We start from the raw sequence: 16,771 nt of genomic DNA on the forward strand, positions 1-16,771 counted from the left end.
CCTAACAATCTAAAACATTTATATATTCAATTTCCATATCTTCAGGGCCTGTAACTAAACTTCCCTTTTTCTTAGAATACTCAATATAGTCTATAGTCTCCTTAGTTATAAGCTCTCCTGGGGCAAGTATTGGAATTCCTGGTGGATAACACATTACAAATTCTCCAGAAATTAATCCTTCACTTTCTCTTAAAAGAACCTTCTTCTTATCAGCATAAAAAGCCTCTTTTGGCTTAACCTTAACTATAGGATCTATATATTCGTGGTCAAAAATATCTTTTTTATCTTTTTCATGAATTCTCTTAATCTCACTTAAAGCTGAAACTAATCTCTCAATGTTATATCTAGTATCTCCAACTGATATTATGGCAAGAATATTAGCCACATCTCCAAGCTCTATTTGAATTCCATAATCATCTCTTAATATGTCATAAACTTCTATTCCAGCAAGTCCAGTTTCTAAAGTGTTTATAGTAAGCTTAGTTACATCAAAATCATAAATATCATCACCATTATTTATTTCTTTTGAGAAAGCGTAATAACCACCTATCTTATTTATTTCTTCTCTTGCATATTCAGCTATTCCAACAACCTCTTCAAATATTTTTTCTCCATTTAAGGCTAAATTTCTTCTAGCAATATCTAAAGAAGATAAAAGTAAATAAGAACCACTAGTTGTTTGTGTTAAGTTTATTATTGTTCTCACATAATCTGGCTTAATTCTATTACACTTCATAAGTAACATAGAACTCTGAGTTAATGAGCCTCCTGTTTTATGTATGCTAACTGCTGCCATATCTGCCCCTGCCTCCATAGCTGATACTGGAAGTCTTTTATCAAAATAAAAATGAGTTCCATGAGCTTCATCAACTAAGACATACATATTATTTTCATGAGCTAACTTAACTATTTCTCTTAAATTAGAGCAAATTCCATAGTATGTTGGGTTATTAACAAAAATAGCCTTAGCATCTGGATTTTCCTTAATGGATTTTTTTATATCTTCCATTGCCATTCCTAGAGAAATTCCAAGTCTACCATGAATTCCTGGATTTATATACACAGGAGTTACCCCTGTTATTATTAAAGAATTTATTGCAGATCTATGCACATTCCTAGGCATTATAATCTTATCTCCATCTTTGCAAACACTCATTATCATGGCTTGTACAGCTGATGTGGTTCCATTAACCATGAAAAATGCCTTATCAGCACCAAAGGCATCAGCTGCTAATTCTTCTGCATCCTTTATTACAGAAGTTGGATGACAAAGATTATCTAAGGGTTTCATTGAATTTACATCTACTGAAACACAATCTTCACCTAAAAACTCTCTTAATTCTGTATTTCCTCTTCCTTGTTTATGACCTGGTACATCAAAAGGAACAATTCTTTGATTCTTGTACCATTTTAATGCTTCATAAATAGGAGCATTTTCTTGAGAAAGTCTTTTCACAGAAATCCCTCCTTTTCTTAATAAATATTTACACCACCGTATATTTCAATCATCTCTTTTGATATTCTATCTCTTATTTCTCTTCTATCATTTGGAGATAATTCATATGGATCAGAATTAAATAAATAGTTATTTAAAACTATATCCTTAAGCATCATCTTTGTATGGAATATGTTAGATTGATAAACATTAACATCCATAGCATCGTATTTTTTTAGGGTCTCTCCATCTATATAATCTTGAATAGATTTTATATCATGGTCTATGTAGCATTTTCTACCATCAACATCTCTAGTAAATCCTCTAACTCTATAATCAATAGTTATTACATCTGAATCAAAACTTCCGATTAAGTAATCTAGAGCATTTAATGGAGATATTTTTCCACAAGTAGATACATCTATATCAACTCTAAAAGAAATTATATCGTTATTTGGATGAAATTCTGGATAAGTGTGAACTGTAAGATGACTTTTATCTAAATGTCCAACTACACTATCTCTAAGCTCCAAATATGAAAGTTCTCCTTTATTACATGATGGGTCAATTAGTGCTACTGGTAATGCCTCCTCTGTTATAAGAACATTTACACTAGCTCCCTGAGGTTCATAATCTTGTTTTGAAATATTTAGGACATGAGCTCCTATCATTTCTGTAACATCACAAAGAATCTTTGTAAGACGTTCAGAATTATACTGCTCGTCTATATATTTTATATAGTCTTCCTTTTCTCTCTCTGTTTTCGCATAACAAATATCATAAATATTAAAACTTAGTGTCTTAGTAAGATTATTAAAACCATAAAGGCATATCTTTTCTTTCAACCCTAACATCAATCCTTTCTTTAAACAACTTATTTAACCGCATAAATATAAATTTTGAATTTATTATATATCACCATTTTATTTTTTTCTATAGCAAATTCTTTCTAACCCTTATTTCAAGCTAGCTTCAAAGGGCATCGTTAATATTTCGGTAACAAAAACTAAGTAAAATACTTAGTATTACTAAACCTAATATTTAATAAAACAAGCTAAAAAAGTATTTAAATATGCCCCTTGAAAGGAATTTTTAGTAAAAATCAAAAAATCCAAAAAAACCTATTTATTAAGTTTTTTTGGATTTTGTAAATATTTTGTTAACAACTATACATTATATTCTTCAACTATAGCTTTAAATTCTTCACTATTATCCTTAATCCACTCTTCAAAAGTTGAATTTTTAGCTTCTACAGCCTTTGCAACCTTAATTAAGAATTCTGGAACCTTGTCTTGAAGTATATCTCCATAGTAATCTCCTAAACGAGTTTCACCTATTCCCAATTTTCCACCAAAATGTAATTCAAATACATTTGATAAAACATCACCAACTTTTTTCTTTTTACCAGCGAATCCTATATCTCCTATTTCATGCATACCGCAAGAATTTGGACATCCTGAGAAACGAACTCTTGGTAATATTCCTTCCTTAATTGAATTTTCTTTTAATAATTCTACAAACTCTCTTAAAGTTTTTTGGCTTTCTAGTACTCCCATTTGACATATTGGTGTACCTATACAAGAAACACTTCTTTCAGCTAAAGTCTCTCCTCCTTTACCTTGAGTAAAGTCTAAGATAGCTTCAGCTTCTTTTCCATTTAAGTTTCTTACATATAGATTTTCATCCATACCTAATCTTACTTCTACTTCTTCTATTTTCTCTATTTTTTCTATTAATTCTTTTAATACATCTAAGCTTAATTGTCCTCCAACTGGGTGGAATAAAACAGTATATAATCCTTCTTGTTTTTGAGGTATTAATCTTTCATGTTTTATATTAGTTTTTTCACCTTTTTTACTATATTTTATATCTTCAACCTTAAGGTCTAATCCACCTTTAGCTTTCACTTCTTCTAAGTGTTTTCTAAAGCAATTTTTAAACTCTTCTTCGCCCATTCTCTCAACAATATATCTTATACGAGCTTTTCCGTGATTTTTATAATCTCCTTCAGCTACAAATAAATTAGTCATAGCTTCAAGACAATATAATACGTCCTTTTCATCTATTAACTCATCAAATTCAACAGATGTTCTTGGATTTCTTCCTAATCCTCCACCTATGTAAAGTTTAAAGGCTCTCTTACCGTTATTCTCCACAGCTAAAAATCCTAAGTCTGTAACTGTGCAATGAGCTGAATCCTCCTCTGTATTTGAAAATGCAGTTTTAATTTTTCTTGGTAAATTATAAGTATATATTTTACTCATATAATGTGCATTAGATGCTAGTGCATAAGGAGTTACATCAAAAGTTTCTCCTATTTGAACTCCTGATAAAGGATTTAAGGCTACGTTTCTTGGGAAGTTTCCACCACCGCCTCTAGTGTATATTCCTTTATTTAACCCTTCTTGCATTATGTCGCATACAGCATCTATTGATATTCCATGTAATTGTATTGCTTCACGAGTTGTTAAATGTATTTTTTCTAAGTTATATTTCTTAGCCCAGTTATATGCTTCTTCTAATAAACTTAATCCAGCAACTCCTGATGGAACTCTTAATCTCACCATGAATTCTTTTCCTCCACGGTGCGCATAAACACCCATGCCTCCTGATGCCTTTTTAAATTCACCAACAGTCATTTCTTTATTTAAAAACTTATGTCCTTTTTCTCTAAATTCTTCAATTTCTTTTGATAAAATATCATTTAATGTATTCATTTTATATCACCTCACTAAAATTTTATGCCTCTAAATTCCATTAGTAAACAATTGTTTCTTTATATATAATATAAGTAATTACTTATATTAAAACACTTTTTAAATCAAATTTTTTTCTTAAAATTATTTTTTTTACTAAATTAAATTTTATACTTTTTGTAAACAAAAATCTTTCTTTATTTACAACATTTTAAAATATATATTTTTATTATATAATATATTTATAAAATTTATAAGGAGTTGAATTTTATGGGAGAGGAAAAAATAAAGAAGGAGTTATTAGATCTCTATAGTAAATGGAGAGTTTCTGAAAAAAGCTTTTTTGAAAAATTAAAATTAAATCATGATTTTAAAAAGTTAGAAAAAGAGCAAATAAAACTTATAACAAAGAAATTTTCTGAATTCGCTAAAATTGATACACCATTGACAGAAAAAGAAATACTTGAATTAGAAGAATATTATAATAATACATTTATTTAAGGAGATGTTTTTCATGAGCGATAATAAGTTAAAAGAAGATTTAGTAAAAGTTTATAAAGAGTGGAAAGACCTTGAAAAGAAAGCTGGCAAAAAAATTAAACATCATCACGAGCTAAAAAAAGAAGAAAAAGAAGATGAGATCCAAAGATTTTCAGACTATGCAGGATTGTCAGTTCCTATAACTGAAGAAATGCTTTTATACTTAGATGAAGAATATTTTAGAGTTTAAAAAAATACTTAACTTAAATTAACTAAAATAAATTTAAAATAAAAATTTTTAAGATACAAAAAAGACACATTATTTTATTAATGTGTCTTTTCTTATATAAAACTTAAATATCCTAATTTAATTACTCAAATCTTCTTAAAGAGATTTAATTTTAATATCATTTTATTCCATCATAGCTGTAATCTTTTTGCTTAATAGCAATAGTACTAAACCTAATACTATACTCACTCCAGCTATTGAACCAAATAGTTCTAAAGCTCCTAGTTTTTCAACAAATGATGCTATGAATCCTGATAAGTAGTTTGCTACTCCGTTACTAGCAAGCCATACACCCATTAATAATGAAGCGTATTTAGCTGGTGCTAATGAACTTACCATTGAAAGTCCTATTGGTGATAAACAAAGTTCTCCCATTGTGTTAAATAAGTAAGTTCCTACTAACCAGAACATACTAGCTTTAACTGCTGGATTTTCAACATTTCCACCTAATGACATAGTTGCGAAAACCATTAATAAGAATCCACATCCTAAAACTATCATACCCATAGCCATTTTAGTTGGGATTGATAAATCTCCTCTTTTACTATTAGCAAGTGTAAACCATAATTTTGAGAATAATGGTGCTAATATTAGTATAAATAATGGGTTTATAGATTGGAAGAATGCTACTGGTACTGTCCATCCAAACAAACTTCTATTAGTTGCATTTTCAGCAAATAATGTTAAAGTTGTACCTGCTTGTTCAAATCCTGCCCAGAAGAATACAACGAATGATGCAAGTATTAATATAACTGCAACTCTCTTCTTCTCTTGCTTAGTTAAAGGTTTCTTTTCTTTTGCAACATCTTTTTTATTTTTTTCTCTTTTAATTTCACCAACATGTGCTAAGTATTTTGGAGATAAAGTTATAAAGATAATTTCTCCTAATATTATACCTATACCTGCTGCTAAGAATCCGTATCTAAATCCATAGTGAAGTATTACTTCTCCTGATTTTGTAGCAAAAAAGTTTTCTGCTAATAATCCACATATTATTGGTGCTATTAAAGATCCTAAGTTTATTCCCATGTAGAATATTGTGAAAGCTGAATCTTTTCTCTTGTCACCATCTTCATATAATTGACCAACTATTGTTGATATATTGGGTTTAAAGAAAGCATTTCCTACTATTATGAACCCTAATCCTAAGTATAAAGCCCATCTAGTTTGCCATCCAAATAAAGTTAAGTTACCTAAAATCATTACTGCTGCCCCAAGCATAATTGATTTTTTCTGTCCTAAAAACTTATCTGCTATTTCTCCACCAATTATTGGTGTAAAGTAAACTAAAAAAGTATAAGCTCCATATATTCTAGCTGCACTAGGTACATCATATCCTAATCCGCCAGTCACAAATGATGCTGTTAAGTAAAGCATTAATAAAGCTCTCATTCCATAGTAACTAAATCTTTCCCACATTTCTGTGAAAAATAAAAGGTATAGTCCTGCTGGATGCTTTAATCGTCCATTGCCTTTTTCTACCTCAAAATCAGTAGATTTAATTGCCTCTGCCATTTTATATTGATCCCCCTCTTTTAATTATGACCTCATTCAAATTATCAATTTATATGAATTTATCATTAAACTTATTATTTCGTTAACACATTTTTAATTATAAATACATTTTTAATTGTAATCAAACTTACTCTTAACAAATTATTGCAAGTTTCTTAATAATTTGATTATATTTCCTCTTAAATACTCCATTTTTCTATGTGTATCATAACAACACAATTGTTTTTTATAGAAAAACATATACTTAAAACTTCTATATCTAATAGAAACATTTTAACAAACTACCAAGTTTAATTGTCGAATTTTATCACTTTATTAATTTTTCCTTATTATACCTCCTTAAAAAAATCAAAATAAAAAAGCAGCCTATTTATAATAAACTGCTTTAAAATGAATATCTTAAATTATCTTCTTTCAATTCCCTTTTCATTTATCTTCCTATTAGCTACTCTCTTTAAGATTTTAAAGACTACACCAAAGATAGGAATTCCTATTAACATTCCTATTATTCCAAATAAACTTCCTCCAACTATCATAGCAAACATAACCCACAGGGCAGATAATCCTATAGAGCTTCCAACAACCCTTGGATATATTAGATTTCCTTCTAATTGCTGAAGAACTATTATAAATATAATAAACCAAAGAGCCTTAATAGGATCCATTATTAGTATTATAAATGCTGAGGGTATTGTACCTAAAAAGGCTCCAAAAACAGGTATTAATGCTGTTACTCCAATTACTACACTTATTAATAAAGCATATGGCATTTTTAAAATTATCATCCCTATAAAGCATAAAACTCCTATAACTAACGCCTCTGTGCACTGCCCTAATATGAATTTAGAAAACATTTCATTACACATCTTCCCTAGTTCTATAATCCTATCTGCCTTATTTTTACTAACAAAAGCATATATTATAAGTTTTAGTTGACTTATTAAGATTTCTTTACTTGCTAGCATATATATAGCTAAAATTAAGGATAAAAAGAAATTTATTACTCCATAAGTTATTCCTAAAGTAAAGTCTAATAAATAACCTAAGGAGGTTCCTACTATTTGACTTGTTACCTTTAATATTTCTTTCCACATATTTAGTAACTCATTAATTATATTTTGCATCATAACTTGTGACTGTGAATTATTTATTGCATTTACCTCTAAAAACTTTTCAAATTGAGATAAGTATTCTGGAATACTATTCATTAAAGTTGAAATACTACTTAATAATTGAGGAATTACAAATAATATAAATAATGTTATAGCTAATATAAAGAAAAGAAATGTTAAAGTTATTGAAAAACTTCTTTTCATTCCTTTAAAGAACTTACTATTTCCTAAGTTTTTTTCTATTAATTTCACTGGAATATTAAGAATAAAAGCTATGGCTATTCCCCATATAAAAGGCTTTATTATTCCTAAAAACTTATAAAGAAAGTTCATAATATCCTTTATATTTATAAAAAAGAATATTAAAAGTATTATATATGTTGATAAAAAAATATAATCTTTAATTTTATTATTTTTAAACTCCAATGTTTTTCCTCTCCTAAATAAATTTATAAATATGTTATAGTAATTTTTTACTATTTTATCCTTATATTATTAACTTAATTAAAAAATATTAATCTTTTCTACATTAAACTTTGAAAAATATTATTAAAAAAGTATATTTTCATATGTATAATGATTATATGATTTAAATAAGAAATATATAGTTTACTTATAAACCAATTTAAGGTATAATTTATATAAAGTTTACAATTGAACTATTCAAGGAGGAAGGTTAATGGATTTAAAAGCTCTTAATCCTAATGGAAATGCTTTTTTAGTTTCTTTTACTAAAGCAAAAAAAACATATAAAAAATTTATTTCACCAACATTAAATGATTTGGGATTAACGCATAATGAATTTGAAATATTAGTTTTCTTACAGGAAAATTTAGAATATAATACTGCAAAGGATATAGTCGAATTTTCAGGTCTTTCTAAAGGATTAATTTCAAGATCTATAGAAAGCTTATTAAAAAAAGAAATGCTATCAATAAAAAAAGATGACAAAGACAAAAGAATATTTAGATTATACATATCTCCCTCTGCTAATGAAACACTTAATATTTTAAACAAAGTAAGTAATAGATTTTTTAAGTTATTATTAGAAGATTTAAAAGATGAGGAACTTATATTTTTCGATGAAGTTTTAAATAAAATGATTAAAAATCTAAATAACTTAAGAATCTAATTAGGCTATAAAATAATAAAAAATGGGTTTGTGTCTAAAATATAAAAAATAAAACTTACAAACATACACTATTTGTAAGTTTTATAAAGAGTTATTTTAATATACGCCCATTTTGTTATTTAACTTCATTTATATGCTTAAACATAGCCTTTATATTTTTTACATTACCATACACTGTTACCTTATCACAAACTTCAAAAGTATAATCAGGAGTTGGGAAATTAACAAACTTATCCCCTTTATCTATATTTAAAACTTCTATTTCATTTGCTTTAAGATCACTATCTCTTATGCTCTTTCCAATAAGTGTTGCCTTGTTTGAAAGATATATTTCATAAACTCCAAAGCCTTTAGTGTTAGTTATTAAAGTTAAATGCTTTGAATTAATCTTGTCCCAAATTTTAGATTGAACAATAAATTTCTCAATTTTATTTTCAAACTTTTCTAATAAAGAACTTTTATGAAAAAACAAAACAAATATAATAAAAAGAACAATTACAGCTATGGAACCTACATCTATGACACTACTAGTTATTATATTTACTGCAAAAGATATAATAGTTGCTGTACTGGCATAACTAAATCCCATAAGCCAAATAGCAAGCTTTCTTCTAGTAGGATGTTGAACTATTATCTCACTTTCTTTTGTTGTGAAACCTGTTCCTGTCAAAAGAGATGTAACTTGAAATCTGGCTTTTTCTATTGGCACCCCTGTAAGTCTAAATAATATAGCAAAGAAATCTACTATTATTAAAAATATCATTAAAAATAAAATAAATGTAAGTACTAAAACCACAAGTACCTCTCCTTCCCATTAACTATTTAAAATTATTATCTGATAATACTACAATATAGTAATTTTTCTTGTTGTTCATCATCCAATTTAATATGTTGTTCTTTAATATTACTTAAACTTTTATCCTTCTTTTCACATTCAGCTACTTTAAACACAATACCTAAAAGCAACAAAATTACAAGCAAAACTTCTCCAGCAATTAAAATCATCCTAAAAAATTTCATAATGCCTCCTAATATAGAGATTTATAAATTTCCTCCATATCTTTTATTTCCATAGATACATAATTATTTTTAAGTAATCTTTGTTGATTTTTCATTACACTATGAGAAAATTTTTCAATTTCATCAATTGTCATACCATATTCTTTTAAATTTTTTCTTCTAATAAGATTATTTAATAAGTTTTCTAACTCTAAATAACAATCCTCTTCCTTTGCATTTATAATACTGCTTATTAATTTTGTTAATTCGCTAATTTTTCCATCACCATTGTTTTTCTTGTAGAAATTTAATACTGCCATTAAAAATTGATAATTTGCCTCTCCATGAGGAACATGATATTTTCCTCCTAAAGGATAAGATAAGGCATGAACTGCACCAACTCCTGCATTTCCAAAGGCTATTCCTGCATAATTGCTTGCAATTAAAAATTTATCCATTATAGTATTTCTATACTCTTCACCTTTTTCTATTATCTCTTTATATCCACTTAAAATCATTTCAATTGCTTTAAAAGCAAATAAATCTGTGTAAGGAGTAGAGTTTGGAGATAAAAATCCTTCTATACTATGTATTAATGCATCAATAGAACTATAAACAAAAGCTTTATAAGGCATTGTTTTACAAAGTTCAGGAATTAAAACTCCTTTATCTGCATAAAGTTCATCTACTGCTAAACCTAACTTAGTATTTTCACTCTTTATTTCCACAATAGATATGTTTGTTACCTCACTACCAGTACCACAAGTTGTAGGAACTATAATAAGCTCCTTATCTCTTATTATAGGAAGTTCTCTTTTAAATAGTTTCTTTGTACTATCTACATCTTTTAAAGCTAAAAGTTTACCTACATCTAGAATTGATCCTCCACCAATAGCTATAACTCTATTAAAATCTATATTTTTTATATCTTTAAAAATTTCATCTATAATTTCATCATTAGGTTCATTGAAATTATATTTGTCCTTTAAGACATAATTACATTTTAAATCTAAAGATTTAAAACTTCCTTCATATATTCTTCTGTTTGTAAAAACTAGGTCTTTTTCATTTAAATTTAATTCTTTTGCAAATTCAGAAGAAGTATCAAAACCTAGTATTTCCGTATTTAAACTTAAAAGTTTCATCTTAATCACCTACTAAATCACTAAAATATTTTAACTAATCGTACCTATAAAAATTACATGAATTAAAACATTCATTTATTCTTTAATTTTTATTCACAACAAATTAATAATTTTATTATACTAAATTTTATATTTTTTCTACAACCAAAAGTATTTCCAATAAATATTTCATAAATTTCTTTATTAAAAACACACTAAAAAAATCTATAAATGTTAGAAAAACAAATAACATTTATAGATTTTAATTATCTAATTCATATAAAACTTATTTTATAAAAATTAATTTAAAAGTTTATTTCACCATTTAAAATTAATCTACTTGTCTTAATAATCTCTTCATAACATCATTAACCTTAGCTATTCCAAGATCTTCATGAGCCATTACCATTATTAATTTTACATCATTGTAAGACATATCCCATTTATATGATCTTATATCTAATATAGCATCTTCTGGCATGTATTCAAATATCATTCCAGCAACCTCTTCTGCTAAATCTAAATAATCTTCAAATAACTCTTCATCATTTAAATCTTTAAGATCAGAATTCTCTTTCATAAGACCTCTTAAAATATCCATATCTATGCTTAGTTTAAAAGCAATTATATCTTCTCTTTTTGAGCTCTTACATAAATCACTTACAACTTTAGCATCAGTATTAAGTTCTATTTCTTTTTTTATTTCTTCACTATCTAACACTCTGTTTCCAAATGCAACGTACATGTAAATTACCTCCTTAGTTGTTTATAACTCTAAACCATATTTAACACAAATATATTTAATTAAAATTATTATTCTAAAATCTACCTATATATTTATATCACTTGTTAATGTATTATTACAAGTAATATTTTTTTCTCTTGTTTAAAAAATAGTGATTTTAAGTTTCAACCTAAGATAAAGTTATATATGTATCCTTACCTTAATTATGATACTAAGAAAATAACTTTTCAATAATTCCTGTATGTTCTAATAATATATTTATACCTATAAGAATTAATATAACTCCACCTACTATTTCAGCATAGTTTTTAAATATATCTCCTAATTTTTCACCTATTATTACCCCTAAAAAACATAAAACAAAAGTTATAATACCAATTATTATTATAGTTTGAACTATAGAAATACCTAAGAATGCAAAACTAACACCAACTGCTAAAGCATCAATACTAGTTGCAATAGCTAATACTGTAAGATTTTTAGCACTTAGCTCCTCTTTGCGTTTCATATTAGCAAATTCTCTCTCTTTATTTTTGCTAACTTCCATTGATACTGCAACCTCAGCTTTTTCTTCATCATCTTCTTTTAAAGCTTCAAAAATCATTTTTCCCCCTATGAAACCTAATAATATAAATGCTATCCAATGATCAAAGGCTTTTATATAATCAGCGAAATATCTCCCAGCTCCCCATCCTATTAAAGGCATAAGTGCTTGAAATCCTCCAAAGAATAAAGCAACTTTTAATGCATCTTTAGCTTTTACTCTAGTAAGGGTTATTCCCTTAGCAACTGATACGGCAAAAGCATCCATAGCAAGGCCAAAACCAGTTAAAACAATAGATAAAATACTCATAATATATCCTCCTACTTATAAAAACTTTATAAAAAAAGACCTATATGCAGCAAAAAACTGCATATAAGTCTCGCTATTTAAGATTAAGCCAGACCAAAGCTCTTTGGTCAATTTGTTGACTTAATCACTCATTCAACTTGAGCTAACTACTCCCTCATATGGAAACAAAGTTTGTTAAACACTTTAAAACTTTATCATAAATATTTGCATAAATCAATGGTATATTACTATTAAAATTTATTAACATAAATATGTTCTTTATATTTTACTCCAATTTAAGTAAATTTATTTCACTAATTTTATATTTATTTTTATATAACATCTTAAAATATCCATAACAAAATTTTATGAAAATTATAATTTCAATTAGTGTAATATTGATTTTTTATATGAAAAGTTAAATTGACTAACTCTTAAAAATTCATTTCTTATTAAGAAAATTAAGGATAGAGATTAATTTACTATTTAATAAATTTATCTCTATCCTTACATAACATGCTTTGACTTTTAGGTTTATGAACTTAATTATTTGCCACAAGATTTTTTATGGCATTTAACTTTATTAGCCATTTTTTCTTCTTCTTTTCTTACTTCGGCCATTTTTTCTTTTTCTATTTTCATTGTATGTTCTGCATCACAATGACTTATTCTATGGTGTTTTGACATATAAAATCCTCCTTATTTTTTATTGCATAGGTAAATTTTTATATTAAAGATATTGGATTAAATTTATCCTTACCTTTACCACCATGTTACTCTGAAGCTAGGTCTTTGTAAAAATTAATAAAGTCTCATTTATTATGATTTAAAGTTGAAATTTCTTATTTTACCTAATACTCAATATATTTTCTATGTATTAAGCCATATCCTGCACTATTTTTAAAAACCCTCTAAAATAAAAATAATTCTAATAAACTATTATTTATTTTATTAGAATTATTATCTTTAAAGCATAAAAAAATTAAGAAATTTATAGTCTAAAACTATAAACCCCTTAATTCTCTACATTTCTACCATAATTTTATTTTAGGTTTTATTTTAGATAGCTCTTTACTTCATACTTAAAGTTCTATCTAAAATCAATACTGATATATGCTATTCTTATTTTTAAATATTAAAAATGAAATAAATTAAATAGCACTCTTATTTACAGTGATTATAGTTTCTTCTCCAACTTGTGAAAGCTTATATTGGTATCCATCTTTTTCCCATGAATAAACTTTAGAATCACCATTTTCCTTATCCTTGCTAATTTTCGGCTCACCTAATACCTTCTTTATGTTTTCTAATATATTTTCTGGCTCTATTCCTTTAAAGTGAACACTTACTGCACTTATATTTTTTGAATCATCAAGTTCTAGTATTAAGTTTGCATTATAATTAAACATTCTTGTAGAATAGCTTGAGGAAACAATAACTTTTTTTCCTGCAACCTCTTCTATATTTTCATTTCCAGTTCCCTTATTTTCTGAAACCTCATTGTAAGTCTTTCCTACATAAGTTCTTAAATCATTAAAATCACTTTGATTTTCAACACTTTCTTGAACTTTTGAATCATTACTACTTGTATTGGCCTTATTATTTGATCCAACACACCCAACCAGCGATGTAACTAATAAAGAGGTCGTTAAAATACTAGCAACAATCTTTCTTTTATTCATTTTTTTCTCCCCCACCTATTTTTCATGTGTTTTTTTAAATGCAAATGTGTATGATTTGCATCTTCATCTAATTATAGTATAGTTTCCCCAAGGAAAAATTACAAAACTTATTTTTAAGCTCTTTTAATTAAGAAAATATACTCTAAACAAAAATATTTTATTTACTAAACTTAAAGGGAGCTCCTACATATAACCAACTGTTCTCATAAAAAAGTGTAAACCATAAGAAATTAAGAAAGAAAATATACCATAGGGCATTTCCTCCTGTAAATCCCTTAAGTCCAATTAGTGAAAGTAATCCTAAAAATCCTAAATATCTATGCTTGTTATATTCCACACTATCCCCTCCTAATAAGTATTTCTAATATAATTATACTATACAAATCAGGAAATATTTTCTATGAAACTATTTATTTATTAGCCTAGAGTATATTTATATTCAGGTCTCCCAACATTTCCACTAGTTAGGGTTACATTTACCTTTTTAACATCCTCTAAGTAATCCATATATTTTTTTATTGTTACATTGCTTATTTTTAACTCATAGGCTATTTCTCTTAGTGTCCAAACCTTTCCTTGGTTTTCTTTTAAAAACTCCATTATCCTATCTAAAGTTTTTTGATTTAATCCCTTAGGTAATTCAATCTTTTCCTCTAAAGATTTTGAAATAACATCTATATCCTGCTGACTTAAAGCCTCTCTCTTATTTAAAAGATTATTTTTTTGTTTATACTTATTTATAGCCTCCTCAAACCTTTCAAATTCAAAAGGCTTAACTAAGTAATCAGTTACCCCATAAGCAAAGGCTCTTTTCACCTCTTCAACACTATTGGCAGCAGTTATCATTATTACATCAGTTAAATACTTCTTGTATCTTAAACTTTTTAATATATCAATACCATTTTTCTTAGGAAGATATACATCTAAAAGAATTAAATCAATATTTTCTTTATCTAATACCTTTATTATTTCTTCCTCAGTTTGTACTGGTCCTAATATATCTTTAAAGCCCATATTTTCTAAAAATCTTTTATTAATAAGAGCCACCATTGGATCATCTTCTACTATAAGTATTTTCTTTCCCATTATTTTTCTCCTTTTAAAATAGTTATAATAAATATTTTCTCTTCATTGAATTCCTCAATATCAATACAACCATCATAAAGCTCAACTCTATTCTTAACTAATGATAATCCTGTTCCTCTTCCTTCTCCCTTTGAGGAAACTCCTAATTCAAATATTCTTTCCTTTATATTATTATCTATAGGTTTCCCATTATCCCTAACTTGCAATTCTATCTTTTCATCATCTTCATATAAGGTAACTTCAACTTCCTTGTTCTCAATACTTGAACATACACAAGAATCAAAAGCATTTTCTATTAAGTTACCTAAAATAGTAACAATATCATAGGAATCAACATAATTATGATTTCCAAATAAAAATGATTCCTCTGTTAAAATAAAGTTTACTCCTCTTTCTTTAGCAACTAACTCTCTACTTAAAAGTAATCCTCTCACGTAATAATCCTCTACGTTTGAAAATTTTAAAGAGTTATTTTCATGAACCTTTTGAGTTTTTAATATGTATTTTCTAGCTTCTTCATATTCACCTAGTTGAATTAATCCTAAAATTACATGTAGATTATTTCTAAATTCATGGACATTAGCTCTTAGATTCTTAACAACCTCATCAACTCCAGTTATCTCTTTTGCAATTTTTCTAATATCATTTCTATCCATTAAAGTTATTACAGAACCTAAATATTCACCCTTTTTCATAATAGGTTGTATAGTTACAAATACCTTCTTCCCCTGAAGTATAATTTCTTTCATTTCTACAGGTTTATTTTCTTCTATATAAGGTAATAATTTTTTCAATACCTTATACTTTGAAAATCCATCTATAAGCTTATAGCAATTATCATTTATCTCTGTTATTTCATTGTTTTTATTTAAGGCAATAATACCTTCGCTTACCGTATTTAATATTATCTTTTTTTCTTTATATAAGGCAGCAATTTCTTCTGGTTCCATTCCCAAAATTGCCTTTTTAACCTTTCTAGCAAAAAGTTTAGATATTAATATAGTAATTAAAAAAACTAAAATAAAAAGCCCCATATATTTTATTAAAGTCTTATGAGTTAAAAGTTGAATCTCATTATAATACTTACCTACCATAATAAAACCGACTTGTTTTCCATTGTACATTACAGGTTGAAACCACCTTAAGGTTTCTCCCATAGAGCCCTTCATCAAAGAATAATAACTACTTCCTTGTGTTAAAACCTCTTTCTTATCCTCATTAACAAATACCTGTCCTATTTGCTTTTCATCTAAATGAGAATACTTAACCCCTCTCATATCAGCAACAACAATAATATCAACATCATTTATGGCTTCAATAAAATGTTTGGTATATTCTTGTATTCTTGAGTTTATTTCTCCATTATTAAGGTCCTCCTGAATAAAAGGAATCTCACTTATACTAAAAGCAGTCTCTTTTAAGGTGTTTCTTACATCTTCATCCATGTATGAAAGCTTATCTTCTATAAATAAAGTAAAAGATAATGCTAGTGGAATGAAAGTTATAAGTATAGCCCATAATAATATTTTATTTTCAAATTTTACTTTCATATTTTTCACCACCGTGAAGGAATTATATCATATTGTAAAGATTACTCCAATTCTATTTTTAACTTTTCACTAATCTTTTTTTCTAAACCCATAT

General features: G+C 26.9%; 18 protein-coding genes. 3 read left to right on the top strand and 15 right to left on the bottom strand.

Annotated features, from left to right (window positions below):
* Position 1: 1 nt before the first annotated feature.
* From I6G60_RS13745 to I6G60_RS13755, 3 genes are all read right to left on the bottom strand, one after another.
* Positions 2 to 1,456: an aminotransferase class I/II-fold pyridoxal phosphate-dependent enzyme gene (locus I6G60_RS13745; protein WP_003455632.1), complete on the bottom strand. Its 1,455-nt coding sequence runs from the start codon at positions 1,454 to 1,456 to the stop codon at positions 2 to 4.
* Positions 1,457 to 1,473: 17 nt separating this feature from the next.
* A complete protein-coding gene (gene speD, locus I6G60_RS13750; RefSeq protein ID WP_011009885.1) occupies positions 1,474 to 2,289 on the bottom strand; it encodes an adenosylmethionine decarboxylase in 816 nt (271 codons plus the stop codon).
* A 312-nt stretch (positions 2,290 to 2,601) separates the two neighbouring features.
* Positions 2,602 to 4,152 (bottom strand): nitrite/sulfite reductase, encoded by a 1,551-nt coding sequence (locus I6G60_RS13755; RefSeq protein ID WP_057230774.1) that lies wholly within the window; start codon positions 4,150 to 4,152, stop codon positions 2,602 to 2,604.
* Positions 4,153 to 4,401: 249 nt separating this feature from the next.
* Here I6G60_RS13755 and I6G60_RS13760 point away from each other — a divergent pair, with 249 nt between their 5' ends.
* Together I6G60_RS13760 and I6G60_RS13765 are read left to right on the top strand one after the other, a co-directional pair.
* Complete coding sequence (locus tag I6G60_RS13760; protein WP_003450005.1) at positions 4,402 to 4,632, top strand: hypothetical protein; 231 nt, start codon at positions 4,402 to 4,404, stop codon at positions 4,630 to 4,632.
* Positions 4,633 to 4,645: 13 nt separating this feature from the next.
* A complete protein-coding gene (locus tag I6G60_RS13765; RefSeq protein WP_003449914.1) occupies positions 4,646 to 4,861 on the top strand; it encodes a hypothetical protein in 216 nt (71 codons plus the stop codon).
* A gap of 162 nt (positions 4,862 to 5,023) precedes the next feature.
* Here the strand turns inward: I6G60_RS13765 and I6G60_RS13770 are convergent, their stop codons facing one another.
* Both I6G60_RS13770 and I6G60_RS13775 read right to left on the bottom strand, forming a co-directional pair.
* Positions 5,024 to 6,415, bottom strand: coding sequence for a peptide MFS transporter (locus I6G60_RS13770; RefSeq protein ID WP_003450292.1), 1,392 nt, complete (start codon positions 6,413 to 6,415; stop codon positions 5,024 to 5,026).
* Between the two features lie 404 nt (positions 6,416 to 6,819).
* Positions 6,820 to 7,953: an AI-2E family transporter gene (locus I6G60_RS13775; protein WP_003455481.1), complete on the bottom strand. Its 1,134-nt coding sequence runs from the start codon at positions 7,951 to 7,953 to the stop codon at positions 6,820 to 6,822.
* Between the two features lie 253 nt (positions 7,954 to 8,206).
* Here I6G60_RS13775 and I6G60_RS13780 point away from each other — a divergent pair, with 253 nt between their 5' ends.
* The gene (locus tag I6G60_RS13780) at positions 8,207 to 8,659 is read left to right on the top strand and encodes a MarR family winged helix-turn-helix transcriptional regulator (protein WP_057230769.1); all 453 of its coding nucleotides are present in this window, start codon (positions 8,207 to 8,209) and stop codon (positions 8,657 to 8,659) included.
* Between the two features lie 115 nt (positions 8,660 to 8,774).
* Here I6G60_RS13780 and I6G60_RS13785 read toward each other — a convergent pair whose 3' ends face one another.
* The 10 genes from I6G60_RS13785 to I6G60_RS13830 all read right to left on the bottom strand — a co-directional run bounded on the left by I6G60_RS13785 (position 8,775) and on the right by I6G60_RS13830 (position 16,677).
* Positions 8,775 to 9,455, bottom strand: a complete 681-nt coding sequence (locus tag I6G60_RS13785) for a TrkA C-terminal domain-containing protein (protein ID WP_003449949.1) — start codon at positions 9,453 to 9,455, stop codon at positions 8,775 to 8,777.
* A gap of 35 nt (positions 9,456 to 9,490) precedes the next feature.
* Entirely contained in the window at positions 9,491 to 9,679 is a 189-nt protein-coding gene (locus I6G60_RS13790) for a hypothetical protein (protein WP_003449870.1), read from the bottom strand.
* An 8-nt stretch (positions 9,680 to 9,687) separates the two neighbouring features.
* On the bottom strand, positions 9,688 to 10,803 hold the full coding sequence (locus tag I6G60_RS13795) for a 4-hydroxybutyrate dehydrogenase (RefSeq protein WP_003474476.1): 1,116 nt from the start codon (positions 10,801 to 10,803) through the stop codon (positions 9,688 to 9,690).
* Positions 10,804 to 11,113: 310 nt separating this feature from the next.
* Positions 11,114 to 11,527, bottom strand: a complete 414-nt coding sequence (locus tag I6G60_RS13800) for a hypothetical protein (RefSeq protein ID WP_003471360.1) — start codon at positions 11,525 to 11,527, stop codon at positions 11,114 to 11,116.
* A 211-nt stretch (positions 11,528 to 11,738) separates the two neighbouring features.
* Positions 11,739 to 12,380 carry a manganese efflux pump MntP gene (locus I6G60_RS13805; protein ID WP_011590238.1) on the bottom strand — a complete coding sequence of 214 codons (642 nt, stop codon included), beginning with the start codon at positions 12,378 to 12,380 and terminating at the stop codon, positions 11,739 to 11,741.
* 525 nt (positions 12,381 to 12,905) lie between these two features.
* Positions 12,906 to 13,046 (bottom strand): hypothetical protein, encoded by a 141-nt coding sequence (locus I6G60_RS13810; RefSeq protein ID WP_011590237.1) that lies wholly within the window; start codon positions 13,044 to 13,046, stop codon positions 12,906 to 12,908.
* Between the two features lie 464 nt (positions 13,047 to 13,510).
* On the bottom strand, positions 13,511 to 14,041 hold the full coding sequence (locus I6G60_RS13815; RefSeq protein WP_003461219.1) for a hypothetical protein: 531 nt from the start codon (positions 14,039 to 14,041) through the stop codon (positions 13,511 to 13,513).
* Between the two features lie 157 nt (positions 14,042 to 14,198).
* Positions 14,199 to 14,378: a hypothetical protein gene (locus tag I6G60_RS13820; protein ID WP_003467068.1), complete on the bottom strand. Its 180-nt coding sequence runs from the start codon at positions 14,376 to 14,378 to the stop codon at positions 14,199 to 14,201.
* Between the two features lie 80 nt (positions 14,379 to 14,458).
* A complete protein-coding gene (locus I6G60_RS13825) occupies positions 14,459 to 15,127 on the bottom strand; it encodes a response regulator (RefSeq protein ID WP_003471331.1) in 669 nt (222 codons plus the stop codon).
* Positions 15,127 to 16,677, bottom strand: coding sequence for an ATP-binding protein (locus tag I6G60_RS13830; protein ID WP_110071015.1), 1,551 nt, complete (start codon positions 16,675 to 16,677; stop codon positions 15,127 to 15,129). Before I6G60_RS13830 ends, I6G60_RS13825 begins: the two co-directional genes overlap by 1 nt.
* Positions 16,678 to 16,771 lie beyond the last annotated feature (94 nt).

The sequence above is a fragment of the Clostridium perfringens genome, assembly GCF_016027375.1.
GTDB classification, from domain to species: domain Bacteria; phylum Bacillota; class Clostridia; order Clostridiales; family Clostridiaceae; genus Sarcina; species Sarcina perfringens.